Here is a 26,378-nt window from a genome sequence, read left to right as displayed (position 1 = left end):
CAGGGGAGCGCACCACAGACGCCGGGGGGCGGCATGGCGCAGCGGGAGGCCGTTCTGCGGCTGGACGAGCAGTGGGCACGGATCCGGGCGGGCGCGGCGCACGCGGAGCCCGCGGAGGCCGACGCCCTGCTGGCCGAGCTGATCGGAGCCCTGCGCGAGCCGGCCCGCACCGACGCCGAGTGCGCGGCCCGGCTGGGTCTGCGCCTGGGCGACCTGGCGGCCCGCCGGTTCGCCGGCGGGGACCGGGCCGGGGCCCTGTCCGCCATCGAGGAGGGGCTGCGGTTCTCGCAGCAGGCGGCCGGCCACGCAGCCGAGTACGCCCGCTGGTACGCCCGGGGCCTGATCAACCAGGGGGTCTGGCTGGCCTGGCCCCTCAGTGACGGGGAGCGGCTGCCGAAGCACCCGCTGGGCCCGGGATCCGAGAGCGGCCCGAGCGCCATGGAACGGGCCGCCGGCGAGCGGGCCCGGGACCTGACGCACGGCGCGGTGGAGGTCTGGGCGGCCCTGGACCAGGAGGATCCGGTCAATCAGCGGGGCCTCGCGCAGGCGAAGGTGTTCCTGGGCGACCGGCTCGCGGAGCTGGGCCTGGCCGAGGAGTCCGTGGCCTGGGCCGTCGACGCGGAGGGCTCCTTCCGGCGGCTGCTGCTCGCCGATCCCGGCTCCGAGGAGTCGCAGGAGGCCGAGGAGGCCCTGGACCACATCGGCCGCCAGCTCGAACTGCGGCTGCGCTTCCTGTCCTTCGCCTCCCTGGCCGGCCTGCGCTCCCGCGGGCTGCTGCCCGAACGGCTGCTGCCCCAGGCCGTGGTGGCCGCGCGCGTCCAGGGCGTCCCCGAGGCGGAGATCGCCGCCCGGCTGGGCCTGGAGGCCGACCAGGTCCACACGATGCTGGAGGTGACGCCCTGGGTCGCGGTGTGGCGCGTCGAGGTCCGCGGCTCCGACGGACTGTGGAACGTACAGTCGCATCCCTGGCACAGCGGTGCGGAAGTGAGGAATAGGACAGCCGAGGACGTAGGGGCCGAATTGGTACGCGGCTTCGCGGCCTCGGCCGACTACCCGGGCGAGGGCGCGCATTGGCGGATCCGTGTGTGGTGGCACGCGGAAGGCGAATCCGCCGGGGCCCGGTTCCGGCTGGTCATCGGCCCTGACGGCGCGACCGCCACCCCCTCGTGAAACTTTGCACAAGTGTCCGCGTACGATAAGGGCCGTGTTGACCCCCCTCTCATATCTCGCCAGCCGCTGGACTCCGTCACCCCGGACCGTCCGGCGGGCCGCGTTCGCAGCGGTGCTCATGAGCGTCGTCATCGTCGTCACCGGCGGCGCGGTGCGGCTGACCGGATCCGGTCTCGGCTGCGACACCTGGCCCAAGTGCACCGGCGACAGCCTGATCGTGACCCAGGAACAGGGCTTCCACGGCGTGATCGAGTTCGGCAACCGCATGCTGACGTACGTGCTCAGCGCGGCCGTTGGCTGGGCGATCATCACCGCCCGCTGCGCCAAGCCGTGGCGCCGCTCGCTGACCCGGCTCGGCTGGCTCCAGTTCGCCATCGTGATGGGCAACGCGGTCCTCGGCGGCATCACCGTCCTGACCGGCCTCAACCCCTACAGCGTGGCCGGGCACTTCCTGCTCGCCACCTCGCTGATCGCCGTGACGACGATCACCTGGCAGCGCACCCGCGAGGGTGACGGCCCGTCCCGGCCGCGCGTGCCCGCTCCGGTGCGCAAGCTCGCGTGGGCGCTGCTCGCGGCCACCGCAGTACTGATCGCTGCGGGCACCGTGGTCACCGGTTCCGGCCCGCACGCCGGGGACAGCAGCGAGATCAAGCGGATGCCGTTCGACTGGTCTGCCATCGCCCACGTCCACGCGGTCTCGGCCTGGGTGGTGTGCGCGCTCGCCGTCGCGATGTGGCTGGTGCTGCGCGTGGTCGACGCCCCCGTGGACACCCGGGCGCGCGCCCGCGACCTGCTGATCGTGCTGCTCTCCCAGGGCGCCATCGGCTACGTCCAGTACTTCACCGATGTCCCCGAGGCGCTCGTGGCGGCCCACATGCTCGGCTCCTGCGTGGTGTGGATCTCGGCGGTCCGAGTGGTGCTGAGCCTGCGCGAGCGTCCGTCCGAACAGGCCGGGCTCCCGGCCCAGGACGACGCCCGGCTCGCTGCGGTCTGACCCACGCGTGTTCCCTCCGGGGGCCTGATCCGCGCGTCGGACCCGCTCGTCAGCCCCGTTCGTCCAGCCGGTAGACGCGGCGGGCGTTGCCCGCCGCGACCATCGCCGCCACCCGCTCCGCGTCCCGCCAGGACCAGGAGCCGTCCGCGACCCAGCCGCCGAGCACCCGGCCGAGCGCCTCCCGGAAGACCAGCGCGCCCACCGCGTGCAGTTCGGGCAGTCGGCGTCCCCCGCCGGAGAACATCAGCTTTCCGAACGGCGCCGTCTCCAGGCACTCCGCCAGTACGGCGGCCGCCCGCGCTCCCGTGGACCCCAGCGCCGCGCCGAGGTCGGCGTGTACGTGCGGAAAGGCCGCGGTCAGCCGCGCGGCCTGCCGGTGGTGGGGGTACCCGCCCAGCAGCACCAGCCGCGTCCCCGGGCCTTCGGTCGCCCGCAGGAACCCGGTCAGCCGCTCCGGATCCCCCCACTCCCCGCCCGTGTGCAGCTGGAGCGGCAGCCCGGCGGACACCGCGCTCCACGCCAGGTGCCGCATGAGTACGGGATCCCGTACGGCCCCGCCCTTGGCCCGCGCGGCCAGCCAGCGCCCGGCCGCGCCCCGCACCTCGCCCGGACCGGGCGGCTCGGGCGCGGCTTCAAGGGCGTCCCCCCAGGCCCGGGCCGTACTCCCCGCCCCGGCCCCGGCCCCGGCCCCGCAGGTGAAGGCCACGGCCCCTCCGGCGGCGTGGTGGACCGCCCCCGCGAGGTTGGCCAGGAAGGCCTCCACGGTCCCGGAGGTGTCCGCCGCCTGCTCGGCCAGCAGCTCGGGCCGCACCAGCTCGTGGGCCTCCGCCTCGCCGGCCAGGGCCAGTTCCTTGGGCCCGGTGAGGTCCCCGGGCACCCCGGTGTCGACGAGCCGGGCGCCGACCCCGCAGCCGCGCAGCAGTCGGCGGGCCGACTCGGCGGCGCCCAGCTCGCGCCGCCTGGCGAGGTAGCGGGCGGGGGCGCAGTGCGGTTCGAGCCCGAGCAGCGGCGGGCACCAGCGGCGCACCGCGAAGCCGGTCTGGGTGTCGAAGAAGGTGGTGCCGGCGGCGGGCGGGCCGGCCGAGGGGACGAGCTGGGCCTCGAAGGTGGCGAGGCCGAGCTCCGTGCGGAGCACTCCCTGGCAGTACTGGTCCACCAGGGGCGGCGTTTCGATCATCCGGGCATCCCGTTGCGGACGTGAGGAAGGGGCTTCCACACGTCCTAACGGGTGAGCGGGGTGTGAGGTGTTGCTCGCGCTGTTGACCGAGCGGGTGACGCGGAAACGATCAGGCCAATGATCAAGCCAAGATCAACCGGATCAGGCCGCGGGATTCGCGGGTCCGCCGAGCTGGATGCCTGCCATCCGGGACCACTCGTACGGGCCCGTCCGCACCCGCGCGGCGAACTCTCCGTCGAACTCCTCGTGGAGGGTCAGCCCGGCCTTCTCGGCCGCGAGCCGCGCGGTGTCGTACGCCGGGGCCACCAGGTCGCCCCAGCCTCCGTCGGTGCCGACGAGGACGATCCGGGTGCCCGCCTGGCCGATGTGCGCGAGGTGGCCCTCGGCGCCGCCGTGCTGCTTGGCGAACGCGCCGATCTGCTTGGCCAGCTTCGCGGCCGTGCGGTCCTGCTTCTTGTCCGCCGTGGTGGCGGTCTCCTCGGTATCTGCCATGGGCAGCATGCTACCGGCGGGTAATGAAGGAGGGAAGCACCGAAGGAAGCACGGACGCGGGAAGCGTCAGCGGGGGAAAGCTCAGCGGAGGAAGGGATCCACCGCGACGGCGACGAAGAGGAGCGACACATAGGTGATCGACCAGTGGAACAGCCGCATCTCCTTGAGCTTCGCGCCCGTCACGCCCGACTTGGCGCGCGCGTTGAGCCCGTGCGCCTCCCACAGCCACCAGCCGCCGGCCACCAGGGCGACCGAGGTGTAGAACCAGCCGGTGTACCCCAGCGGGGTCAGCAGCAGCGAGACCGCCACCATCACCCAGCTGTAGAGGACGATCTGCTTGGCCACGGCCCTGTTGCCCGCCACGACCGGCAGCATCGGCACGCCGACCCGCGCGTAGTCGTCCTTCACCTTCATCGACAGCGGCCAGTAGTGCGGCGGCGTCCAGAAGAAGATGACGAGGAAGAGGATGACCGCGGCCCAGGAGACCTCGTTCTTCACGGCCGACCAGCCGATGAGCACCGGCATGCAGCCCGCGATGCCGCCCCAGACGATGTTCTGCGAGGTGCGCCGCTTCAACAGCATCGTGTAGACGACGACATAGAAGAGGAGCGCGCCGAGCGCGAGCGCGGCCGAGAGCCAGTTGATCAGCAGCCCGAAGAACAGGGTGGACACGATCCCGAGGGTGATGCCGAAGACCAGGCACTCGCGCGGGCTGACCATGCCGGTCACCAGCGGGCGCCCCGACGTCCGGTCCATCAGCGCGTCGATGTCGCGGTCGATGTACATGTTCAGCGCGTTGGCGCCGCCCGCGGACAGGTAACCGCCGAAGCAGGTGGCGAGGACCAGCCACAGCGAGGGCACGCCCTGCTCGGCGAGGAACATCACCGGCACGGTCGTGATGAGCAGAAGCTCGATGATCCGCGGCTTGGTCAGTGCCACGAAAGCCATGGCCCGGGCCCCGAACGGCCGGTGACCGGGGCTCGTCCCGAGCACCCCCGCTGGACGGGATTCGACGGCCGTCACGCACACCCCTGACAGAGAATCCAGCAAGCTCCGACGTGAACCCTTTTAAACATGAAGGTCCCGTAAAGGCTTGCGCGTACCACGCCACTCTAGACGTAGCCATTGGCTCGTCCCGCGCGGGGGTCACCCCGTGTTGGTCCGATCGGCGCTGAGACGTCACGCGTGGACCGCGGGTGCTCGAATAGCTGCACGCTGTGGCGGGGGTAGGCTCGGAATCGCGCCGGTGCACCGTTCGTCACCGGGAACCAGACATGTGGAGAGGAGCCCTGACCCACGGTGAGCACCAAGCCGACGACCACAGAGCTCGACTGGACCGAACTGGACCAGCGTGCTGTCGACACCGCCCGGATCCTGGCCGCCGACGCGGTCCAGAAGGTCGGTAACGGCCACCCCGGCACGGCGATGAGCCTGGCCCCCGCCGCGTACACCCTCTTCCAGAAGGTGATGCGGCACGACCCGGCGGACCCGGAGTGGGTCGGCCGCGACCGTTTCGTGCTCTCGGCGGGTCACTCTTCGCTGACCCTCTACACCCAGCTGTACCTCGGCGGGTTCGGGCTCGAGCTGGACGACCTGAAGGCCTTCCGCACCTGGGGTTCGAAGACCCCGGGCCACCCGGAGTACGGCCATACCGCGGGCGTCGAGACCACCACCGGCCCGCTGGGCCAGGGCATCGCCAACGCGGTGGGCATGGCCATGGCCGCCCGCTACGAGCGCGGCCTGTTCGACCCCGAGGCTCCCGCGGGCGCCTCCCCGTTCGACCACATGATCTACGCGATCGCGGGCGACGGCTGCCTCCAGGAGGGCATCTCCCACGAGGCGTCCGCGCTGGCCGGCCACCAGAAGCTCGGCAACCTCGTGCTCCTGTGGGACGACAACCACATCTCCATCGAGGGCGACACGGAGACGGCCGTCTCCGAGGACACCCTGAAGCGCTACGAGGCGTACGGCTGGCACGTCCAGCGCGTCGCGCAGCAGGAGAACGGCGACCTCGACCCGAAGGCGCTGTTCACGGCCCTCCAGGCCGCCAAGGCCGAGACGGAGCGCCCCTCCTTCATCGCGGCCCGCTCGATCATCGCCTGGCCGGCCCCGCACGCCCAGGGCACCGAGGCCTCGCACGGCTCGGCCCTCGGCAACGACGAGGTCGCCGCCACCAAGCGCGTGCTCGGCTTCGACCCGGAGCAGACCTTCGAAGTCTCCGACGAGGTCATCACGCACACCCGCTCCCTCGGCGACCGGGGCCGCGAGGCCCGCGCCGCCTGGGAGAAGGAGTTCTCCGCCTGGCGCACCGCGAACGCGGAGCGCGCCGCCGAGTTCGACCGCATCAACGCCAATGAGCTGCCCGCGGGCTGGGAGGACAAGCTCCCCGTCTTCGAGGCCGGCAAGGGCGTCGCCACCCGCGCCGCCTCGGGCAAGGTCCTCGCAGCGCTCGGCGCGGTCATCCCGGAGCTGTGGGGCGGCTCGGCCGACCTCGCCGGCTCCAACAACACCACCATCGACAAGAACTCCTCGTTCCTGCCGGTGGGCAACCCGCTGCCGGAGGCCGACCCGTACGGCCGCACCATCCACTTCGGCATCCGCGAGCACGCCATGGCCGCGGCCATGAACGGCATCGCCCTGCACGGCCACACCCGCATCTACGGCGGCACCTTCCTGGTGTTCTCCGACTACATGCGCAACGCCGTGCGCCTCTCCGCCCTGATGCACGTGCCGGTCACCTACGTGTGGACGCACGACTCCATCGGCCTCGGCGAGGACGGCCCGACCCACCAGCCGGTGGAGCATGTCGCCGCGCTGCGCGCCATCCCGGGCCTGAACGTGGTCCGTCCGGCCGACGCGAACGAGACCGCCGTCGCCTGGCGCGAGATCCTGAAGCGCCACACCAAGGTCTTCGGCAAGGGCGCCCCGCACGGTCTGGCGCTGACCCGCCAGGGCGTGCCGACCTACGAGCGCAATGAGGACGCCGCCAAGGGCGGGTACGTGCTCTTCGAGGCCACGGGCCCCGATGGGCAGAGCGCAGCCGCTCAGGTCGTCCTCATCGGCACCGGTTCCGAGGTCCAGCTCGCCGTCGCCGCGCGCGAGGCGCTGCAGGCCGAGGGCGTCCCGGCGCGGGTCGTCTCCATGCCGTCCGTCGAGTGGTTCGAGGAGCAGTCCCAGGAGTACAAGGACAGCGTCCTGCCGCCTTCGGTCAAGGCGCGTGTCGCGGTCGAGGCCGGCATCGGTCTGACCTGGCACCGCTACGTCGGCGACGCGGGCCGGATCGTCTCGCTGGAGCACTTCGGTGCCTCGGCCGACGGCGCCGTGCTGTACCGCGAGTTCGGCCTGACCGCCGAAGCCGTGACCGCCGCCGCACGCGAGTCGCTCGCCGCCGCCGCGCGCTGACTCCCGCACCCAGACCAGTAGGAGATGCAATTCCCATGACAGACGCACTGAAGCGCCTTTCCGACGAGGGCGTGGCGATCTGGCTGGACGATCTGTCCCGCAAGCGGATCACGTCCGGCAACCTGGCCGAGCTCATCGACCAGCAGCACGTGGTCGGTGTCACCACCAACCCGGCGATCTTCCAGAAGGCGATCAGCGGCGGCGAGGGGTACGGGCAGCAGCTCGCCGACCTGGCCGCCCGCAAGGTCACCGTCGAAGAGGCGATCCGCATGATCACCACGGCGGACGTCCGCGACGCCGCCGACATCCTGCGCCCGGTCTACGACTCGACCGAGGGCCAGGACGGCCGGGTCTCGATCGAGGTCGACCCGCGCCTGGCCCACAACACCGCGGCGACCATCGCCGAGGCCAAGCAGCTCGCGTGGCTGGTGGACCGTCCGAACACGCTCATCAAGATCCCGGCGACCAAGGCCGGCCTGCCGGCGATCACCGAGGTCATCGGCAAGGGCATCAGCGTCAACGTCACGCTGATCTTCTCGCTGGAGCGTTACCGCGAGGTCATGGACGCGTACCTGGCGGGCCTGGAGAAGGCGAAGGCCGCGGGCCTGGACCTCTCCAAGATCCACTCGGTCGCCTCCTTCTTCGTGTCCCGCGTGGACTCCGAGATCGACAAGCGCCTGGATGCCGTCGGCACCGACGAGGCCAAGGCCCTCAAGGGCAAGGCGGCGCTCGCGAACGCCCGTCTGGCCTACGAGGCCTACGAAGAGGTCTTCTCCACCGAGCGCTGGGCCGCCCTGGACAAGGCGCACGCCAACAAGCAGCGTCCGCTCTGGGCCTCGACCGGCGTCAAGGACCCGGCCTACAAGGACACCCTCTACGTGGTGGACCTGGTCGCCCCCGGCACCGTGAACACCATGCCCGAGGGCACCCTCGAGGCCACCGCCGACCACGGCGTGGTCGAGGGCGACACCATCCGCGGCACGTACGAGCAGGCGCGCGCCGAGCTCGCCGCGGTCGCGAAGCTGGGCATTTCGTACGACGATGTGGTGCAGCTGCTCGAGGAAGAGGGCGTCGAGAAGTTCGCGGTGTCCTGGAACGACCTGCTGAAGTCGACCGAGGCGGAGCTTGAGCGCCTCGCCCCCACGGAGGCCTGAACACTTTGTCTGTAAACGGAGCGAACCCGCTTCGTGACGCACAGGACCGGCGGCTCCCGCGCATCGCGGGGCCGTCCGGCCTGGTCATTTTCGGCGTTACGGGTGACCTGTCGCGCAAGAAGCTGATGCCTGCCGTCTACGACCTCGCCAACCGCGGCCTGCTCCCGCCGGGCTTCTCCCTGATCGGCTTCGCCCGGCGCGAGTGGCAGGACGAGGACTTCGCGCAGGAGGTTCACGACGCGGTCAAGCAGCACGCGCGCACCCCCTTCCGCGAAGAGGTCTGGCAGCAGCTCGTCCAGGGCTGCCGCTTCGTCCAGGGCGACTTCGACGACGACCAGGCGTTCGAGACGCTGAAGTCGACGATCGAGGAGCTGGACAAGGCGCAGGGCACGGGCGGCAACTTCGCCTTCTACCTGTCGGTCCCGCCGAAGTTCTTCCCCAAGGTCGTCGCCCAGCTCAAGAAGCACGGGCTGGCGCAGAAGGAAGGCTCCTGGCGGCGCGCGGTCATCGAGAAGCCGTTCGGGCACGACCTGACCAGTGCACAGGAGCTCAACCAGCTCGTGCACGACGTCTTCCCGCCCAACGAGGTCTTCAGGATCGACCACTACCTGGGCAAGGAGACCGTCCAGAACATCCTGGCGCTCCGCTTCGCCAACACGATGTTCGAGCCGATCTGGAACCGGTCGTACGTCGACCACGTGCAGATCACCATGGCCGAGGACATCGGCATCGGCGGCCGGGCCGGCTACTACGACGGCATCGGCGCGGCCCGCGACGTCATCCAGAACCACCTGCTCCAGCTGCTGGCGCTCACGGCGATGGAGGAGCCCGGCTCCTTCCACCCCAAGGCGCTGGTGGCCGAGAAGCTCAAGGTGCTGACCGCCGTGGAGCTGCCCGAGGACCTGGGCAAGCACACCGTGCGCGGCCAGTACTCGGCTGCGTGGCAGGGCGGCGAGAAGGTCGTCGGGTACCTCGAAGAGGACGGCATCGACCCCAAGTCGAAGACCGACACCTACGCGGCCATCCGCCTGGAGATCAATAACCGCCGCTGGGCGGGCGTCCCGTTCTACCTGCGGACGGGCAAGCGCCTGGGCCGCCGGGTGACCGAGATCGCGGTCGTCTTCAAGCGGGCCCCGTACCTGCCGTTCGAATCGGGCGCGACCGAGGAGCTGGGGCAGAACGCCCTGGTCATCCGGGTCCAGCCGGACGAGGGCGTGACGGTGCGCTTCGGCTCCAAGGTTCCGGGCACCTCCATGGAGGTCCGGGACGTGACGATGGACTTCGCCTACGGCGAGTCCTTCACGGAGTCGAGCCCCGAGGCCTACGAGCGGCTGATCCTCGACGTGCTGCTGGGTGACGCGAACCTGTTCCCGCGCCACCAGGAGGTCGAGCTGTCCTGGAACATCCTCGACCCGATCGAGCGGTACTGGGACACGCACGGCAAGCCCGCGCAGTACCCGTCGGGCACCTGGGGACCGGTCGAGGCGGACGAGATGCTCGCACGAGACGGACGGAGCTGGCGCCGGCCATGAAGATCGATCTCACGGAGACCAACTCCAGCAAGATCAACGCCTCGTTGGTGCAGGCGCGCCGGGACATCGGCACGCCTGCCATCGGGATGGTGCTCACGCTGGTGATCGTGACCGACGAGGAGAACGCGTACGACGCGCTCAAGTCGGCGAACGACGCCTCCCGCGAACACCCTTCGCGGATCGTCGTGGTCATCAAGCGGGTCAGCCGCTCGCCACGCAGTCGCCGCGATGCCCGTCTCGACGCGGAAGTCCGCGTGGGGACGGACTCCGGCACCGGCGAAACGGTTGTCCTGCGCCTGCACGGCGAACTGGTCGACCACGCCCAGTCGGTGGTTCTCCCGCTCCTCCTCCCGGACGCGCCCGTCGTCGTCTGGTGGCCGGAGGGTGCTCCGCAGGACCTGGCGGGCGACCCCCTGGGGGCGCTCGGCCAGCGCCGGATCACGGACACGTACTCCGCCGAGGACCCGATCGAGGCGCTCGGCAGCCGGGCGGCGGCGTACGCGCCCGGGGACACGGACCTGTCCTGGACCCGGATCACCCCGTGGCGCTCCATGCTGGCGGCGGCGCTCGACCAGCAGGTCCACTCGGTGTCCTCGGCGACGGTCGAGGGCGAGGACGACAACCCGAGCTGCGAGCTGCTGGCGATGTGGCTCGCGGACCGGCTGGGGGTCCCCGTCAAGCGCACCTCCTCGGCGGGCCCCGGGCTCACCGCGGTGCGCCTGGAGACCAAGGACGGCGAGATCGTCCTGGACCGGGCGGACGGGGCACTGGCCACGCTGTGCATGCCGGGGCAGCCCGACCGTGCGGTGGCGCTGAAGCGCCGCGACACGGCCGAGCTCCTGGCGGAGGAACTCCGCCGCCTGGACCCGGACAACACCTACGAGGCCTCGCTGAAATTCGGCGTGTCCCGTCTGTCCCCCACGGCCGGGCCCGCGAAGCCGGCTCCCGCCAAGGCGGAGGCCAAGGCGGAGGCCCCGGCGGCGAAGCCCGCTCCGGCGAAGCCGGCCAAGAAGGCCGCGGCGAAGTAACGGCCCCGCTGCGCGGAGCTGTCCCCTACCCGCCCTTCGACCGTTCCCCGGGCTCCGCCCGGACCCGCGCCTCAAACGCCGGCGGGGCTGGATTTTCCAGCCCGCCCGGCGTTTGAGGGCGCGTGCGCGCAGCGCACGTACGGGGTCCGGGGCGGAGCCCCGGTTTCGGGAAGGGGCGGGGTGGGGGAAGGCTCCGCGCAGCGGCAACCGGACCCGCACCCGAACTCAGAACTACCGACAAGGCGGCAGCACATGGGTATGACGACTCCCCAGGTGGTCGTCCACCGGGACAAGGAGCTGATGGCCCAGGCCGCGGCCGCCCGGCTCATCACGAAGATCGTGGACGCACAGGCCGCCCGCGGCACCGCGTCCGTGGTCCTCACCGGCGGCCGCAACGGCAACGGCCTGCTCGCCGCGCTGGCCGCGGCCCCGGCCCGGGACGCCATCGACTGGTCCCGGATCGACCTGTGGTGGGGCGACGAGCGCTACGTGCCCGCCGACGACCCCGAGCGCAACCACGTCCAGGCCCGTGAGGCCCTGCTGGACTCCGTCCCGGTGGACCCCGCGCGGGTCCACGCCATGCCCGCCTCCGACGGCCCGTACGGGCTCGACGTGGACGCGGCGGCCGCCTCCTACGCGGCGGAGCTCCAGAAGGCCTCCGGCCCCGAGGACCACGGCCCGGTCCCCCGCTTCGACGTCCTGATGCTGGGCGTGGGCCCCGACACGCACGTGGCCTCGCTGTTCCCGGAACACCCCGCGTCCCGCGAGACCGAGCGCACGGTCGTCGGCGTCCACGGCGCGCCCAAGCCGCCGCCGACCCGCATCTCGCTCACCCTCCCGGCGATCCGGGCGGCCCGCGAGGTCTGGCTCCTGGCGGCCGGCGAGGACAAGGCCGGAGCGGTGGCGATCGCGCTGGGCGGAGCGGGCGAGGTCCAGGCGCCGGCGGCCGCCGCGTTCGGCCGCTCCCGCACCCTGTGGCTCCTCGACCGCGCTGCGGCCGCGAAGCTCCCGCCGGCCATGTACCCCCCGGCCTCCGCCTGACCCCGTACGACGCGAAAGTGCCCGCCCTCCCCACGGAGAGCGGGCACTTTCACGTCAGGTGTGACCGGGTCAGCGGCCGCGCAGCGAGCGGTACGTGGCCACCAGCGCGCGCGTCGACGCGTCCAGGCCGGGTACCTCCGCGCCTTCGGTGAGCGCCGGCTCGACCCGCCTGGCCAGCACCTTCCCGAGCTCCACGCCCCACTGGTCGAAGGAGTCGATGTTCCACACCGCGCCCTGGACGAACACCTTGTGCTCGTAGAGCGCGATCAACTGGCCCAGTACGGCCGGGGTCAGCTCGGTCGCCAGGATCGTGGTCGTCGGGTGGTTGCCCGCGAAGGTCTTGTGCGGGACCAGCGGTTCGGCGACGCCCTCCCCCCGGACCTCGTCCGCCGTCTTGCCGAAGGCCAGTGCCTGCGTCTGCGCGAAGAAGTTGGCCATCAGCAGGTCGTGCTGGGCCGCCAGCGCCGGCGAGAGTTCGTCCACCGGCCGCGCGAAGCCGATGAAGTCCGCCGGGATCACCCGGGTGCCCTGGTGGATCAACTGGTAGTAGGCGTGCTGGCCGTTGGTGCCGGGCGTGCCCCACACCACCGGTCCGGTCTGCCAGTCCACCGGGTTGCCCTCGCGGTCCACCGACTTGCCGTTGGACTCCATGTCCAACTGCTGCAAGTACGCGGTGAACCGGGAGAGGTAGTGGCTGTACGGGAGCACCGCGTGCGACTGGGCGTCGAAGAACGCCCCGTACCAGATCCCCAACAGGCCCAGCAGCAGCGGGGCGTTCTCCTCGGCGGGCGCCGTGCGGAAGTGCTCGTCCATGGTGTGGAATCCGCCGAGCAGTTCCCGGAACGCCTCCGGGCCGATCGCGATCATCAGGGACAGCCCGATCGCGGAGTCGAAGGAGTACCGCCCGCCGACCCAGTCCCAGAACTCGAACATGTTGGCCGTGTCGATGCCGAACTCGGAGACCTTCTCCTCGTTGGTGGAGAGCGCCACGAAGTGCCGTGCCACGGCCGCCTGGTCGCCGCCGACGCCCGCGAGCAGCCATGCGCGCGCCGAGGTGGCGTTGGTGATGGTCTCGATCGTCGTGAAGGTCTTCGACGCGATGATGAAGAGCGTCTCGTGGGGGTCCAGGTCCCGCACGGCCTCGTGCAGGTCGGCGCCGTCCACGTTGGACACGAAGCGCAGGGTCAGGCCCCGGTCGGAGAAGGCGCGCAGCGCCTCGTACGCCATCGCCGGTCCCAGGTCGGAGCCGCCGATGCCGATGTTGACGACGTTCTTGATGCGCTTGCCGGTGGAGCCGGTCCACTCCCCCGACCGGATGCGGCGGGCGAAGGCGGCCATCTTGTCGAGGACCGCGTGGACGCCGGGTACGACGTTCTCCCCGTCCACCTCGACGACGGCGTCGGCCGGTGCGCGGAGCGCGGTGTGCAGGACCGCCCTGTCCTCGGTCGTGTTGATCTTCTCGCCGCGGAACATGGCCTCGCGCAGCCCGGCCACGCCGGTCGCCGCGGCCAGTTCGCGCAGCAGTGTCAGCGTCTCGTCGGTCACGAGGTGCTTCGAGTAGTCGATGTGCAGGTCTGCGACCCGCAGGGTGTAGCCGGTGCCCCGGCCCGGATTCGCCTCGAACAGCTCCCGCAGATGCGTCTGCCCCAACTCGTCCCGGTGCTTGCCGAGTGCGTGCCACTCGGCCGTCCGGTTGAGCCTCGTACGGCTGTCTGCGTTCATCTCGGACATCAACCCACTTCCTGTCCTGTCGTGCCCCGCCGGTTCCAACCTAAGGGATGGGAAGCGGCACAACCGACACAAAGCGGCCCGGCCCGCAGGAGAGAAGACTCCTGCGGGCCGGGCCTGATGCCACGTCGGTCGTTCGGTGGGACGCGTCAGATCTCGCCGCGCAGTTTGGCGAGCGCCTCGGCGAGGATCGCCTCGCCGTCGGCGTCCGTCCGCCGCTCCCGCACGTACGCCAGGTGCGTCTTGTACGGCTCGGTGCGCGGCGGCGCGGGCGGGTTGTCCCGGTCCTGGCCGGCCGGGAACCCGCAGCGCGGGCAGTCCCAGGTATCCGGCACCTGCGCGTCGCTGGCGAAGCTCGGCTGCGTCTCGTGCCCGTTCGAGCACCAGAAGGAGATGCGCAGGCGGGGCGCGGACTCGCCGCGCTCGGCCTCACCCATCGGCCCCGCTCCGACCCGACTACCACGGATCGCGTTGCCACTTGCCACGGTCGTAACTCCCTGCGTGATGGTGCCGCGAAACGTGAGTGGATTCCGTCGCGGGCGCCCAAGTCTACGTAAGGCGGGCGCCCGTCCAGGAATGGAGTTACCCATTCCAGACAAGAACGCCGGACCTCATGATAGGCCGGGGGGAGCCGACCGGACGGCCGGAATGGCCAGAACGGTTCAGCTGCTGGTCTTCATGAGCAGACCGAGCGCGACGATGCAGGCGAACCAGAGCAGACCGACCACGACGGTGATGCGGTCGAGGTTGCGCTCCGCGACCGAGGAGCCGCCGACCGACGACTGCATACCGCCGCCGAACATGTCGGAAAGACCGCCGCCCTTGCCCTTGTGCATCAGCACGAGCAGCATCAGCAGGGCGCTGAAGACGACCAAGGCGATCTCGAACCCCAAAATCACGGCTGATTCCTACTTTCTGGGCTTACTGGCTTTCCGGCTTTCCCGTATTGCCGATAACGAGCACGGGGGCCAGCGGCTGGTTCAGCCTCTGGCCCCCGCAAGGGTACGACGGATCCGCCCTACCGCATACTCACGATGAACGTCACTGGTCGCGGAACCGGACGATCTTCACGAACTCGTCCGCGTCCAGCGCCGCGCCGCCGATCAGGGCGCCGTCGACGTCGGGCTGGGCCATGATCGCGGCGATGTTGCCGGACTTGACCGAGCCGCCGTACTGGATGCGGACCTTGTCGGCCAGCTCCTGCGAGTACAGCTCCGCGAGACGGCCGCGGATGGCACCGCAGACCTCCTGCGCGTCCTCGGGGGTGGCGACCTCGCCGGTCCCGATCGCCCAGACGGGCTCGTACGCGATCACGATGGACTCGACCTGCTCGGCCGGGATGTCCTTGAGGCCGCCGTCGAGCTGGTTCAGCGTGTACTGGACCTGCTGGCCGGCCTTGCGGATGTCGAGGCCCTCGCCGACGCACAGGATCGGGGTGATCCCGTGCTTGTAGGCGGCCTTGACCTTGGCGTTGCAGATCTCGTCGCTCTCGCCGTGGTACTGGCGGCGCTCGCTGTGGCCGACGGCCACGAACGTGCACTTCAGCTTCGAGAGCATCGGTCCGGAGATCTCGCCGGTGTAGGCACCGGAGTCGTGCGCCGAGATGTCCTGGGCGCCGTACTTGATCTTCAGCTTGTCGCCGTCGACCAGGGTCTGGACCGAGCGGAGGTCGACGAAGGGCGGCAGGACCGCGACCTCGACGAAGTCGTAGTCCTTGTCGGCCAGGGCGAAGGCGAGCTTCTGGACGTGGGCGATGGCCTCGAGGTGGTTGAGGTTCATCTTCCAGTTGCCCGCCATCAGCGGGGTACGGCCGGCGGTGTTCTCAGTCATCAGGGTTCAGACCTCCAGAGCGGCGAGGCCGGGGAGCGTCTTGCCCTCGAGGTACTCGAGGGAGGCGCCGCCACCGGTCGAAATGTGGCCGAAAGCGTTCTCGTCGAAGCCGAGCGTGCGCACGGCGGCGGCCGAGTCGCCACCGCCGACGACGGTGAAGGCGTCGCTGTCGACGAGGGCCTGCGCGATGGCGCGGGTGCCGCCGGCGTAGTCGGGGTGCTCGAAGACGCCCACGGGGCCGTTCCAGAAGACGGTCTCGGCGTCGGCGATCTTCGAGGCGTACAGCTCGCGGGTCCTGGGACCGATGTCCAGACCCTCCTGGTCGGCGGGGATCTTGTCCGCGTCGACGGTGATGAAGTCCGCCGGGGCCTTGGTCTTCAGGTCCGGGAAGTCCTTGGAGGCGAGGATGTCGACGGGGAGGACCAGCTCGACACCGTTCTTCTCGGCGCGCTCCATGTACTCCTTGACGACGTCCACCTGGTCCTTCTGGAGCAGGGAGATGCCGACCTCGTAGCCCTTGGCGTAGAGGAAGGTGTACGCCATGCCGCCGCCGATGAGCAGGCGGTCGGCCTTGCCCAGCAGCTCGTCGATGACGGCGAGCTTGTCGGAGACCTTGGCGCCGCCGAGGATGACCACGTACGGGCGCTTGACCTCGGCGGTCAGCTTCTTCAGGACGCCGACCTCGGTGGCGATGAGGTAACCGGCCGCGTGCGGGAGGCGCGCGGGGAGGTCGAAGACCGAGGCGTGCTTGCGGTGGACAGCGCCGAAGCCGTCGCCGACGTAGACGTCGGCCAGCTCGGCGAGCTGGTCCGCGAAGGCGCCGCGCTCGGCGTCGTCCTTCGCGGTCTCACCGGCGTTGAAGCGCAGGTTCTCGATGACGGCGACCTGGCCGTCGGCGAGGCCCGCGACCGTCTCCTTGGCGGAGGCGCCGACGGTGTCGGTGGCGAACGCGACGTCCGTACCGAGCAGCTCGCCGAGGCGGGCGGCGGCGGGCGCCAGCGAGAAGGCCGGGTCCGGGGCGCCCTTGGGGCGGCCCAGGTGCGAGGCCACGATCACGCGGGCGCCGGCCTCGGCGAGCTTCGCGATGGTCGGCTGCACGGCGCGGATGCGGCCGTCGTCGGTGATCTCACCGTTGGAGAGCGGCACGTTGAGGTCGGCGCGGACGAAGACCCGCTTGCCGGAAACGCCCTCGGTGAGAAGTTCGTCGATCGTCTTCATGCTGTTTTCTACTCCTTTTCCCAGCCCAGGACTCTACCCGTGCGGGGCGAGAGGGGTACGAGGCAAGCAACAGGGCCCGCACAGCGCTTCATCGCGCTGCCCGAGCCCCGGTGCTCACATCGTGGTGCCTTGCCTTGGTGCTTAGAGCTGACCGCCGACGAACACGGTCAGGTCGACGAGGCGGTTGGAGTAGCCCCACTCGTTGTCGTACCAGCCGATGACCTTGACGCTCTTGCCCTGGACCATCGTCAGGGAGGAGTCGAAGGTGCAGGAGTACGGCCAGTTCACGATGTCGGAAGAGACGATCGCGTCCTCGGTGTAGTCCAGGATGCCCTTGAGCTGGCCCTGAGAGGCCTTCTGGAAGGCCGAGTTGACCTCGTCCTTGGTGACTTCGCGCTCGAGCTCGATGACGAGGTCGGTCACGGAACCGGTGGGGACCGGGACGCGCATCGCGATGCCGTCGAGCTTGCCCGCCAGCTCCGGGATGACCAGCGCGGTGGCCTTGGCGGCACCCGTGGTGGTCGGGATGATGTTCTCGGCGGCCGCGCGCGCCCGGCGCAGGTCCGAGTGCGGGAAGTCCAGGATGCGCTGGTCGTTCGTGTACGCGTGGACCGTCGTCATCATGCCCTTGACGATGCCGAAGTTCTCCAGGAGGACCTTGGCCATCGGCGCCACGCAGTTGGTGGTGCAGGAGGCGTTGGAGATGACGTGGTGGTTGGCCGCGTCGTACTTCTCCTGGTTGACGCCCATCACGATCGTGATGTCCTCGTCCTTGGCCGGAGCCGAGATGAGGACCTTCTTCGCGCCGGCCGCGATGTGCTTGGCGGCGTCGGCCTTCTTCGTGAAGATGCCGGTCGACTCGATGACGATGTCGGCGCCCAGCTCGCCCCAGGGGAGGTTCGCGGGGTCGCGCTCGGCGAAGGTCTTGAAGGTGTTGCCGCCGACGGTGATGGTGTCGTCGGTGTGGCTGACCTCGGCCTTGAGACGGCCCAGGATCGTGTCGTACTTGAGGAGGTGAACCAGGGTTGCGTTGTCAGTCAGGTCGTTGACACCGACGATCTCGATGTCCGCTCCCTGCTCCAGAAGCGCCCGGAAGTAGTTGCGGCCAATTCGGCCAAAACCATTGATGCCTACGCGGATCGTCACGAACCGATCTCCTCGTTGGTGCGCCGGCCTGTCCGCCAGCGAGCTGTATGGGATGTCCCCGACCGCTTACGACACTACCTCTCCGTGAGCTTCGGAGTGACATCGACCGTCCTGTGACACGCCCCGAAGCCCCGCACTCCAAGACGACTACAGGACCTCGGGGACTTTGTGCCCGGTCACTCACGGTGAGCCCGGTCGGGGGCTCTGATCAGTGGTTCAGCGAGCGGAGCGCCTTACCGACGAGTACGGCGCGGTCGGCCGCGGCCGGCACGTGTTCCAGGCCGAAGCCCAGGAGCACGGTGTCACGCGTAGTGACGGAGGCGTAGGACTTGAACAGCTCGCCCGACCGGGACCATTCGCCCGGAACTTCAGGGCTTCCGGCAGGTGCGCCCTGGGCGGTCCAGACACCGAACGAGGACTCGAAGCCCTCGGCCGGCTGGTCGGCGCCGCCGATCGACACGCGGGCCTCGTCCGCGAAGACTCCGCGGCCGCCGGAGCCCGGGTCGGTGATGTAGGCGAGGGAGACCTCGACGGTCTTGCCCGCGTAGGCGCTCAGGTCGAAGGAGACCTGCTTCCAGCCGCCGGAGGAGGCGGTGAAGGAGTTCCACATGCCGCTGGTGCCCTGCGGGGTGCAGCCACCGGCGTCGAGGGTGAGGTAGCGGCGCAGGAACGGGTGGCCGTTGATGAAGAACCCGGCCCCGCACTCCTCCGGAACGGTGGTGGTGGTCAGGCCGCTCGCCTCGGGCAGCGTGGTCCAGTCGTCGCCGCCCGCGGTACGGGACTCCAGGACCGCGTGGTCGTAGCCCTCCTCGGTGTTCCAGTTCAGCGCCATCTTGAGCTTCGGCTGGTCGGCCGCGGTGACCCCGGTGAGGTCGATGGTGCGGGTGAGGCGCTTCCAGTCGTCGTCCGCGTGCGTGGCCGAGGCCATCGACGCGCCGGCGTACGGGGCGTACGGGTTCACGACTCCGGCGTACTGGCCCGACTGCGCGCTCTTGAACTGCGGGAACTGCGCCGCGGGCAGGGTGTCGGAGGTGACCGTGTAGGAGCCCGGGCGGTCGAGCGGGTTGCCCGTGGCGTCGCCGAGGGCGCCCTTGGCCCCGGTCAGGGAGCCCGCTCCGGTGAAGCCGGTGGGGCCGGTGACCCCCGCGCGGCCGTAGGCGCCGAGGAAGTACTGGCTGAAGTCGTTGGTCACGGCGCGGCCGACCTGGGCGTTGCCGCCCGCCAGCTCGCCGGCCTCGATCAGCTTGCCGCCCTCGTTGAGGAAGTCGCGCACGGCCAGCTGGGTGTCGCCGCCCGGGGACTTGGCCCCGGTGTAGTGGACGGCCGTACGGAAGTGGGAGAGGGCTCCGAGGTGGTGCGGGGCGCCCTGGACGGCCACGTCCCAGACCGCCGCGCTCTTGCCGTTGGCGCGCAGGGCGTCGACGTAGGCCTGCGCGTGCTGCGCCGGGGCGCCCTCCTCGGCGATCACCAGCACGTCGGCGCGGGGGCGCTGGGCCACCGTGTAGGTGAAGTGCTCGCTGGAGACCTGCTTGCCGCGGTCGCGGCCGGTGAACCAGACCTCGACCTTGTCGCCGGGCTTGGCGCCCTCGACCTCGGCGCGGTATTCGTCGAACCAGTTGTTGTCCTCGCCGCCGTAGACCTCACCGCCCTTCCAGGCCTCGAGGTCCTCGTCGTGGGTGCGGCCCCCATTAATCCTGTACTGGAGTTCCTTGTCCTTCAGCGCCTTGCGGGCCGTGACGGCGACCTTCTGGTCCTCGCCGCGGGCCGCGTAGGAGGTGGTGAAGGGGTCGAGGGTGAAGTCCGCGGCGGTCAGGCCCAGGGAGGACTTCGGCTGGTCCGGACGCTCGGCGCTCTCGGCCACGGAGAGCGCGAAGTCGATGTTCTTGGCGAACTCGGCCTGGATGAGCTTCTCGTCGTCCGGGAAGTTGAAGCCGGAGGCGCAGTCCTCGGGCTTCCACTGGTCGTCCGGGTCGATCGCGGAGGCCGTCTGGCAGGTGGTCATCTCCGGCGTGAACATCATCATGCCGTTGGCGTTGGCGGCATGGCCGTCGGCCTCGCCGTTGGTGGTGTAGAGCTCGGAGGAGACCTGCGGGTAGTAGCCGGGGACCGCCGGGTTCTCCGGGGTGCCGGCGAGCGCCTTGTAGGCGACGTCGTCGGGGGTGGGGGTGGCCACCTGCCAGCCCACGCCGTACAGGATCAGTTCGGCGGCGGAGTGGTAGTTGATGCCGTAGTCGAATCCGATGCGCTTCTGGAACGTGTCGAGGGCGACGGTCTCGGGCTCCGAGGAGGGCTTGGCGCCGCGGTAGGTCTCGCTCGACTCGTTGGGCGAGGAGCCCTCGTTGTCGTAGCCCCACTTGTAGGTGAAGTTGCGGTTGAGGTCGACGCCGTCGCCCGCGGTGATCTTGCCGTCGGCGTTGTTGTCGCGCAGGTTCTTGCGCCACAGCCGCCGGCCGTCGGGGGCGAAGGTGTAGTCGTAGCCGTCGGGGTTGGCGGAGAGCAGGAACCACAGCTCGGTGGTGTCCACCAGCTTGGTGATCCGCGGGTCCTTGCCGTAGCCGTCGAGGGTGTGGTGCATCAGCCGCCGGGTCATCTCGGGGGTGATCCACTCACGGGCGTGCTGGTTCGACATGTACAGCGTGGAGGGCTTGGCGCCGTCCCTGGACTTCTTGGCGTTCTTGGTGACCTTCAGGGCGAGGATGTCCTTGCCCTGGACGGTCTTGCCGATGGAGACGACCTTGGTCAGGCCCGGGTTCTCCTGGGCGGTGCGCAGGATCTCCTCCTGGAGCCCGCCCTTGCCGCTGTAGGGGCGGAAGACCCCGTCACCGGCCGCCAGCGAGCGCGCCGCGGCCTTGGCGCCGACCTTGCGTTCGGCGAGCGGGATCCCCTGCGCCGCGAGCTCCTTGGCCTGACCGCCGGTGAGGAAGAGCTCGACCTTGGCGGTCCCCGTCTCCGGGGCGCGTTCGGAGAGCTCGTGCGCGTCCTGGCCGGCCGCGAGGACCAGCGGGACCTGCTCCTTGGTGATGTCGGCGTCGTAGACCCGTACCTCGTCGGCGGCGGGCTTGTCCGCCGAGCCGGGCTGGGCCTGAGCCGCTGCGGGTAGTGCGGCGAGTGTGGTGCCGAAGACGAAAGCGCTTGCGGCGAGGATCGATCTCGCGCGGTGCCTCATGTGCCCCCCTGGGCGTCGTCTGCCACGAAAGCTCCCGTCTGCCACGAAAGCTTCGGACGACAGGCTCACGATCAGCCCATGCTCATGTCAATGGGGCCTACCGAAAAGGGGCCCGCACGAGTGATCGTGCGGGCCCCTTCTGCCGTAGTCCCCAGCAGGCCTCAGCCGGCCATGTTGTCGGCCAGCTCCTCGCTGTCGCTGAGGTCGAGGTTCGACTCGGTGCCCGGGATCCCGAGGTCCTGGGCCCGCTTGTCGGCCATCGCCAGCAGGCGGCGGATCCGGCCCGCGACCGCGTCCTTGGTCAGCGGCGGGTCGGCGAGCGCGCCCAGCTCCTCCAGGGAGGCCTGCTTGTGCTCCATGCGCAGCCGGCCGGCCGCGGCGAGGTGCTCGGGGACCTCCTCGGCGAGGATCTCCAGGGCCCGCTGGACCCGGGCTCCGGCGGCCACCGCGGCCCGCGCCGAGCGGCGCAGGTTGGCGTCGTCGAAGTTGGCGAGGCGGTTCGCGGTGGCGCGAACCTCGCGCCGCATCCGCCGCTCCTCCCAGGCCAGCACCGAGTCGTGGGCGCCGAGCCTGGTCAGCAGGGCGCCGATGGCGTCCCCGTCCCGTACGACGACCCGGTCCACGCCGCGGACCTCACGGGCCTTCGCGGCGATGGAGAGCCGGCGGGCGGCGCCCACCAGGGCCAGCGCGGCCTCCGGACCGGGGCAGGTGACCTCCAGGGAGGACGAGCGTCCCGGCTCGGTCAGCGAGCCGTGGGCCAGGAAGGCCCCGCGCCAGGCCGCCTCGGCGTCACAGGTGGCCCCGGAGACCACCTGCGGCGGCAGACCCCGGATCGGACGGCCGCGGCCGTCCACGAGACCGGTCTGGCGGGCGAGCTGGTCGCCGCCGGCGACCACGCGGACCACGTACCGGTTGCCCCGGCGCAGACCGCCCGGAGCCATGATCACCAGATCTGAGGAGTGTCCGAAGATCTCCAGAATGTCCTTGCGCAGGCGGCGGGCCGCGATCCCCGCGTCCAGTTCCGCCTCGATGACGATCCGGCCGCTCACCAGGTGCAACCCGCCCGCGAACCGAAGGATCGCCGAGACCTCCGCCTTCCTGCAGCAGGTGCGGGTGACAGGCAGGCGGGCGATCTCATCCTTCACCGCGGGCGTCATCGCCATGGGCCGATCCTTCCATGCATACGAAAAATACGGTCGTACGCGGCGGCCAGCAGCTCCGGATCATGCTTCGGAGAGCCGTCCTGCCTGGCAACCGGCGCCAGCTCGACCGCGGCGCCGAACCGTTTTGCGGCATCGGCGAGGGACTCGCGATCGGGCACGGCAGCCTGATCGGCCAGCACCACGTCCAGGGCGAGTTTAGGGGCGTGTCGGGCCAAAACCTCCAAATGACGCTGCGGAGAGAAGCCCTCTGTTTCGCCGGGTTGTGGTGCGAGGTTCAGCGAGAGCACCTTTCTGGCCTTCGTCTCGACCAGCGCATCGAGCAGTTCGGGCACCAGCAGGTGCGGAATCACCGACGAGAACCAGGACCCCGGACCGAGCACGACCCAGTCCGCGTCGAGCACCGCGGCGACCGCTTCCGGCACCGCCGGCGGGTCGCTCGGCACCACCTGTACGGAGAGCACCTCGCCGGGGGTCAGCGCCACGGTGGCCTGCCCCCGTACGGTGTCCACTTCCTCGGGGCGGGCCGGATCGTGGCCCTTGACGAGGGCCTGGAGCTCCAGCGGGACCGCCGACATCGGCAGCACCCGGCCCTGGGCACCGAGCAGCTTGCCGACGAGGTCCAGGGCCTGGACGGGGTCGCCGAGCTGTTCCCACAGGGCGACGATCAGCAGATTGCCGACCGCGTGCTCGTGCAGGTCGCCCTGGGACTGGAAGCGGTGCTGGATGACCCGCGACCAGGTCTGGCCCCAGTCGTCGTCACCGCACAGCGCGGCCAGCGCCTTGCGCAGGTCGCCGGGCGGCAGGACGCCGAGCTCCTCGCGCAGCCTGCCGCTGGAGCCGCCGTCGTCGGCGACGGTGACGACGGCGGTCAGCTCGCCGGTGATCCGGCGCAGGGCGGTCAGCGAGGCCGAGAGGCCCATGCCGCCGCCCAGCGCCACGACCTTGGGCGAGACCCCCTCGGGGGCCTCGCCCCGGCGCAGGCCCGTGCGGCCCGCGCCGTCCTCGCCCTTGCCGGCGGTGAGCCGGCGCAGGCGGCGGAGCCGCATGGTACGTCCGGTCACTCGCGCCCCATGTCCCTGTGGACGACGACGGTCTCGACTCCTTCGGAGGCGAGGCGGGCGGCGAGCTTCTCCGACATGGCGACGCTGCGGTGCTTGCCGCCGGTACAGCCGACCGCGATGGTCACGTACCGCTTGCCCTCGCGGCGGTAGCCGGTGGCGATGAGCTGGAGCAGCTCGGTGTAGCGGTCGAGGAACTCCTTGGCGCCGGGCTGGCTGAAGACGTAGCCCGACACCTCCTCGTTCAGGCCGGTGAAGGGGCGCAGCTCCGGGACCCAGTGCGGGTTGGGGATGAAGCGGCAGTCGACGACGAGGTCGGCGTCGACGGGGAGCCCGTACTTGTAGCCGAAGGACATGACGGTGGCCCGCAGCTCGGGCTCCTCGTCGCCGGCGAACTGGGCGTCCATCTTGGCGCGCAGCTCGTGCACGTTCAGGCTGGAGGTGTCGATGACCAGGTCGGCGTCGCCGCGCAGCTCGCGCAGCAGGTCGCGCTCGGCGGCGATGCCGTCGACGATGCGTCCGTCGCCCTGGAGCGGGTGCGGGCGGCGGACCGACTCGAAGCGGCGGACGAGGGCGTCGTCCGAGGACTCCAGGAAGACGATCCGCCGGGTGACCCCGCGGGTCTCCAGGTCGGCGAGGGATTCGCGCAGCGCGTCGAAGAACTGGCGGCCACGGACGTCGACGACGACGGCGATGCGCGCCACGTTGCCCTGCGAGCGGGCGCCGAGTTCCACCATGGTGGTGATCAGCGCGGGCGGGAGGTTGTCGACGACGAACCAGCCGAGGTCCTCCAGGCACTTGGCCGCCGTACTGCGGCCGGCCCCGGACATACCGGAGATGATCACCAGCTCGGGGATGGCCGCCTCGGCGGTATCTCCGGGCTCCACTGTCGTGCCCGTACTCACCTGTGCTCCGTCTCGGTCGTACTCGGATGCGATGTCTGCGATGCCACTTCCGGAATCCTGCTCGGATCCTCGGTCGCGGCGGGTCTCGTGCTCGGTCATTGCTCGGTCCCCCGATCGGATGCTGCTCCCGCGGACGCGGGGGTCTCATCCTCAATGATCTCCCCGGTCGCCGTATTGACGGCGGGACCGGCGGGAACGGCCTGGGCGAGGGCCACGGCCACGGTCTCGGCCGTCTTGCGGCCTATGCCCGGGACCTCGCAGATCTGGTCGATTGTCGCCTGTCTCAGCTTTTTCACCGAACCGAAGTGCTTGATCAGGGCCAGCCTGCGGCTCTCGCCGAGCCCGGGGACCTCGTCGAGGGGCCCGGCCTTCAGGCGTTTGCCGCGCTTGTTGCGCTGGTACTGGATGGCGAACCGGTGGGCTTCGTCACGGACGCGCTGGAGCAGGTACAGGCCCTCGCTGCTGCGGGGCAGCACCACCGGGTCGTCCTCCCCGGGCAGCCAGACCTCCTCCAGGCGCTTGGCGAGGCCGCACACGGCGACGTCGTCGATCCCCAGCTCCTCCAGGGCCCGCTTGGCGGCGGCCACCTGGGGCTGCCCGCCGTCGACCACGACGAGCTGGGGCGGGTAGGCGAAGCGCCTGGGGCGCCCGTCGTCCTCGGGCTGCAGCTCGTTTTCGGCGTCCTCGGGCGACCACTCCCCCGTCTTCAGCTTCTCCTGGAGGTAGCGGCGGAAGCGCCGGGAGACGACCTCGTGCATGGAGCGGACGTCGTCCTGCCCCTCGAAGGACTTGATCTGGAAGCGCCGGTACTCGCCCTTGCGCGCCAGCCCGTCCTCGAAGACGACCATCGAGGCCACGACGTCGTCGCCCTGCAGGTGGGAGATGTCGAAGCACTCGATGCGCAGCGGCGCGCCGTCCAGCTCCAGCGCCTCGGCGATCTCCTCCAGGGCCCGCGAGCGGGTGGTGAGGTCGGAGGCGCGCTTGGTCTTGTGCAGGGCGAGGGATTGCTGGGCGTTGCGGTGGACGGTCTCCATCAGCGCCTTCTTGTCCCCGCGCTGCGGGATGCGCAGGCTCACCTGCGACCCGCGCCGCTCGGCGAGCCACTGGCTCAGGGCCGGGGTGTCCTCGGGGAGGGCCGGGACCAGCACCTCCTTGGGGACGGCCTCGCCCTTCTCCTCCCCGTACAGCTGCTGGAGCGCGTGCTCGACCAGCCCGGCGGTGTCGACGGCCTCGACCTTGTCGGTGACCCAGCCGCGCTGGCCCCGGACCCGGCCGCCGCGAACGTGGAAGATCTGCACGGCCGCTTCGAGCTCGTCCTCGGCGACCGCGAAGAGGTCGGCGTCGGTGGCGTCGGCGAGCACGACCGCGTTCTTCTCCATCGCCCGGCGCAGGGCCCCTATGTCGTCGCGCAGCCGGGCGGCCTTCTCGTACTCCATCTCCTCCGCGGCCTCGTGCATCTGCTGTTCGAGGCGGGTGAGGTAGGTGCCGGTGCGGCCGGCCATGAAGTCGCAGAAGTCCTCGGCGAGTTCGCGGTGCTCCTCGGGGGTGACCCGGCCGACGCAGGGCGCCGAGCACTTGCCGATGTAGCCGAGGAGGCAGGGGCGGCCGATCTGGGCGGACCGCTTGAACACCCCGGCGGAGCAGGTGCGGACGGGGAAGACCCGGAGCATCAGGTCGACGGTCTCGCGGATGGCCCAGGCGTGCCCGTACGGGCCGAAGTAGCGCACGCCCTTCTTCTTGGGTCCGCGCATGACCTGGACCCGCGGATAGTCCTCGTTCATGGTGACGGCGAGGGAGGGGTAGCTCTTGTCGTCCCGGTACTTGACGTTGAACCGGGGGTCGAACTCCTTGATCCAGGAGTATTCGAGCTGGAGCGCCTCGACCTCGGTGGAGACCACGGTCCACTCGACGGCGGCGGCCGTGGTCACCATGGTGGCGGTACGGGGGTGCAGCCCGGCGAGGTCCTGGAAGTAGCTGGCCAGCCGTTGGCGCAGGCTCTTGGCCTTCCCGACGTAGATCACCCGGCGGTGCTCGTCGCGGAACTTGTAGACCCCCGGGGAGTCCGGGATCTGCCCCGGCTCGGGGCGGTAGCTGGAAGGGTCGGCCATGCCAACCACCCTACTGTCGCCCGCCGACAAGCGGGCCTCAGCCCCGCAGGGCCTGAAATCCAGCCC

21 protein-coding genes are annotated in these 26,378 nt (G+C 70.6%); 7 read left to right on the top strand and 14 right to left on the bottom strand.

Translation table 11 applies throughout. From position 1 onward, the window contains the following. The first annotated feature begins 33 nt into the window (after positions 1 to 33). Both MTF69_RS26315 and MTF69_RS26310 read left to right on the top strand, forming a co-directional pair. Positions 34 to 1,170: a hypothetical protein gene (locus tag MTF69_RS26315; RefSeq protein ID WP_243338395.1), complete on the top strand. Its 1,137-nt coding sequence runs from the start codon at positions 34 to 36 to the stop codon at positions 1,168 to 1,170. A 4-nt stretch (positions 1,171 to 1,174) separates the two neighbouring features. Further along, positions 1,175 to 2,164, top strand: a complete 990-nt coding sequence (locus MTF69_RS26310) for a heme A synthase (RefSeq protein ID WP_243338394.1) — start codon at positions 1,175 to 1,177, stop codon at positions 2,162 to 2,164. A gap of 49 nt (positions 2,165 to 2,213) precedes the next feature. Here the strand turns inward: MTF69_RS26310 and MTF69_RS26305 are convergent, their stop codons facing one another. The 3 genes from MTF69_RS26305 to MTF69_RS26295 form a co-directional block, all read right to left on the bottom strand. Then, positions 2,214 to 3,341, bottom strand: a complete 1,128-nt coding sequence (locus tag MTF69_RS26305; protein WP_243338393.1) for an amidohydrolase family protein — start codon at positions 3,339 to 3,341, stop codon at positions 2,214 to 2,216. Positions 3,342 to 3,482: 141 nt separating this feature from the next. Continuing rightward, complete coding sequence (locus MTF69_RS26300; RefSeq protein WP_243338392.1) at positions 3,483 to 3,833, bottom strand: hypothetical protein; 351 nt, start codon at positions 3,831 to 3,833, stop codon at positions 3,483 to 3,485. An 81-nt stretch (positions 3,834 to 3,914) separates the two neighbouring features. Further along, positions 3,915 to 4,862 carry a heme o synthase gene (locus MTF69_RS26295; RefSeq protein ID WP_243338598.1) on the bottom strand — a complete coding sequence of 316 codons (948 nt, stop codon included), beginning with the start codon at positions 4,860 to 4,862 and terminating at the stop codon, positions 3,915 to 3,917. 270 nt (positions 4,863 to 5,132) lie between these two features. Here MTF69_RS26295 and tkt point away from each other — a divergent pair, with 270 nt between their 5' ends. The 5 genes from tkt (at position 5,133) to pgl (ending at position 11,990) form a co-directional block, all read left to right on the top strand. Beyond that, positions 5,133 to 7,235 (top strand): transketolase, encoded by a 2,103-nt coding sequence (gene tkt / locus MTF69_RS26290; protein WP_243338390.1) that lies wholly within the window; start codon positions 5,133 to 5,135, stop codon positions 7,233 to 7,235. A 35-nt stretch (positions 7,236 to 7,270) separates the two neighbouring features. Then, positions 7,271 to 8,389, top strand: coding sequence for a transaldolase (tal, locus tag MTF69_RS26285; RefSeq protein ID WP_243338383.1), 1,119 nt, complete (start codon positions 7,271 to 7,273; stop codon positions 8,387 to 8,389). A 5-nt stretch (positions 8,390 to 8,394) separates the two neighbouring features. Continuing rightward, positions 8,395 to 9,921, top strand: coding sequence for a glucose-6-phosphate dehydrogenase (gene zwf / locus MTF69_RS26280; protein ID WP_243338381.1), 1,527 nt, complete (start codon positions 8,395 to 8,397; stop codon positions 9,919 to 9,921). Next, positions 9,918 to 10,949: a glucose-6-phosphate dehydrogenase assembly protein OpcA gene (gene opcA, locus MTF69_RS26275; protein ID WP_243338379.1), complete on the top strand. Its 1,032-nt coding sequence runs from the start codon at positions 9,918 to 9,920 to the stop codon at positions 10,947 to 10,949. The genes zwf and opcA overlap by 4 nt, the downstream gene beginning before the upstream one ends. A gap of 258 nt (positions 10,950 to 11,207) precedes the next feature. Continuing rightward, the gene (gene pgl, locus MTF69_RS26270) at positions 11,208 to 11,990 is read left to right on the top strand and encodes a 6-phosphogluconolactonase (protein ID WP_243338377.1); all 783 of its coding nucleotides are present in this window, start codon (positions 11,208 to 11,210) and stop codon (positions 11,988 to 11,990) included. 69 nt (positions 11,991 to 12,059) lie between these two features. Here pgl and pgi read toward each other — a convergent pair whose 3' ends face one another. The 11 genes from pgi to uvrC form a co-directional block, all read right to left on the bottom strand. Next, positions 12,060 to 13,712 (bottom strand): glucose-6-phosphate isomerase, encoded by a 1,653-nt coding sequence (pgi, locus tag MTF69_RS26265; protein ID WP_243338596.1) that lies wholly within the window; start codon positions 13,710 to 13,712, stop codon positions 12,060 to 12,062. Positions 13,713 to 13,867: 155 nt separating this feature from the next. After that, positions 13,868 to 14,203: an RNA polymerase-binding protein RbpA gene (locus MTF69_RS26260; protein WP_007263454.1), complete on the bottom strand. Its 336-nt coding sequence runs from the start codon at positions 14,201 to 14,203 to the stop codon at positions 13,868 to 13,870. 177 nt (positions 14,204 to 14,380) lie between these two features. Beyond that, positions 14,381 to 14,617, bottom strand: a complete 237-nt coding sequence (gene secG / locus MTF69_RS26255; RefSeq protein WP_308401455.1) for a preprotein translocase subunit SecG — start codon at positions 14,615 to 14,617, stop codon at positions 14,381 to 14,383. A 142-nt stretch (positions 14,618 to 14,759) separates the two neighbouring features. Continuing rightward, positions 14,760 to 15,548 carry a triose-phosphate isomerase gene (gene tpiA / locus MTF69_RS26250; protein WP_243338366.1) on the bottom strand — a complete coding sequence of 263 codons (789 nt, stop codon included), beginning with the start codon at positions 15,546 to 15,548 and terminating at the stop codon, positions 14,760 to 14,762. Positions 15,549 to 15,554: 6 nt separating this feature from the next. Further along, the gene (pgk, locus tag MTF69_RS26245) at positions 15,555 to 16,766 is read right to left on the bottom strand and encodes a phosphoglycerate kinase (RefSeq protein ID WP_243338364.1); all 1,212 of its coding nucleotides are present in this window, start codon (positions 16,764 to 16,766) and stop codon (positions 15,555 to 15,557) included. A gap of 141 nt (positions 16,767 to 16,907) precedes the next feature. Beyond that, positions 16,908 to 17,912: a type I glyceraldehyde-3-phosphate dehydrogenase gene (gene gap / locus MTF69_RS26240; protein ID WP_243338363.1), complete on the bottom strand. Its 1,005-nt coding sequence runs from the start codon at positions 17,910 to 17,912 to the stop codon at positions 16,908 to 16,910. Between the two features lie 208 nt (positions 17,913 to 18,120). Continuing rightward, a complete protein-coding gene (locus MTF69_RS26235) occupies positions 18,121 to 21,078 on the bottom strand; it encodes a M14 family metallopeptidase (RefSeq protein WP_243338361.1) in 2,958 nt (985 codons plus the stop codon). A 161-nt stretch (positions 21,079 to 21,239) separates the two neighbouring features. Beyond that, positions 21,240 to 22,241 (bottom strand): DNA-binding protein WhiA, encoded by a 1,002-nt coding sequence (whiA, locus tag MTF69_RS26230; RefSeq protein WP_112449750.1) that lies wholly within the window; start codon positions 22,239 to 22,241, stop codon positions 21,240 to 21,242. Continuing rightward, positions 22,232 to 23,302 carry a uridine diphosphate-N-acetylglucosamine-binding protein YvcK gene (gene yvcK / locus MTF69_RS26225; protein ID WP_243338359.1) on the bottom strand — a complete coding sequence of 357 codons (1,071 nt, stop codon included), beginning with the start codon at positions 23,300 to 23,302 and terminating at the stop codon, positions 22,232 to 22,234. The genes whiA and yvcK overlap by 10 nt, the downstream gene beginning before the upstream one ends. Then, positions 23,299 to 24,303 (bottom strand): RNase adapter RapZ, encoded by a 1,005-nt coding sequence (gene rapZ / locus MTF69_RS26220; protein ID WP_243338357.1) that lies wholly within the window; start codon positions 24,301 to 24,303, stop codon positions 23,299 to 23,301. Before rapZ ends, yvcK begins: the two co-directional genes overlap by 4 nt. Then, positions 24,300 to 26,312: an excinuclease ABC subunit UvrC gene (uvrC, locus tag MTF69_RS26215; protein WP_243338355.1), complete on the bottom strand. Its 2,013-nt coding sequence runs from the start codon at positions 26,310 to 26,312 to the stop codon at positions 24,300 to 24,302. Before uvrC ends, rapZ begins: the two co-directional genes overlap by 4 nt. Positions 26,313 to 26,378: the final 66 nt, after the last annotated feature.

The organism is Streptomyces sp. AP-93, assembly GCF_022808175.1.
Lineage (GTDB): Bacteria > Actinomycetota > Actinomycetes > Streptomycetales > Streptomycetaceae > Streptomyces.
The sequence above is the reverse complement of the archived record's forward strand: the minus strand, read 5'-3'. Positions and strand labels throughout refer to the sequence as shown.

Bases quoted from the DNA above. Each gene is read 5' to 3' on its own strand.
- MTF69_RS26315 (WP_243338395.1), top strand. From the start codon at position 34: ATGGCGCAGCGGGAGGCCGTTCTGCGGCTGGACGAGCAGTGGGCACGG.
- tpiA (WP_243338366.1), bottom strand. From the start codon at position 15,548: ATGACTGAGAACACCGCCGGCCGTACCCCGCTGATGGCGGGCAACTGG.
- pgl (WP_243338377.1), top strand. From the start codon at position 11,208: ATGACGACTCCCCAGGTGGTCGTCCACCGGGACAAGGAGCTGATGGCC.
- pgi (WP_243338596.1), bottom strand. From the start codon at position 13,712: ATGAACGCAGACAGCCGTACGAGGCTCAACCGGACGGCCGAGTGGCAC.
- uvrC (WP_243338355.1), bottom strand. From the start codon at position 26,312: ATGGCCGACCCTTCCAGCTACCGCCCCGAGCCGGGGCAGATCCCGGAC.
- MTF69_RS26235 (WP_243338361.1), bottom strand. From the start codon at position 21,078: ATGAGGCACCGCGCGAGATCGATCCTCGCCGCAAGCGCTTTCGTCTTC.
- MTF69_RS26300 (WP_243338392.1), bottom strand. From the start codon at position 3,833: ATGGCAGATACCGAGGAGACCGCCACCACGGCGGACAAGAAGCAGGAC.
- rapZ (WP_243338357.1), bottom strand. From the start codon at position 24,303: ATGACCGAGCACGAGACCCGCCGCGACCGAGGATCCGAGCAGGATTCC.
- opcA (WP_243338379.1), top strand. From the start codon at position 9,918: ATGAAGATCGATCTCACGGAGACCAACTCCAGCAAGATCAACGCCTCG.
- pgk (WP_243338364.1), bottom strand. From the start codon at position 16,766: ATGAAGACGATCGACGAACTTCTCACCGAGGGCGTTTCCGGCAAGCGG.
- tal (WP_243338383.1), top strand. From the start codon at position 7,271: ATGACAGACGCACTGAAGCGCCTTTCCGACGAGGGCGTGGCGATCTGG.
- MTF69_RS26305 (WP_243338393.1), bottom strand. From the start codon at position 3,341: ATGATCGAAACGCCGCCCCTGGTGGACCAGTACTGCCAGGGAGTGCTC.
- whiA (WP_112449750.1), bottom strand. From the start codon at position 22,241: ATGGCGATGACGCCCGCGGTGAAGGATGAGATCGCCCGCCTGCCTGTC.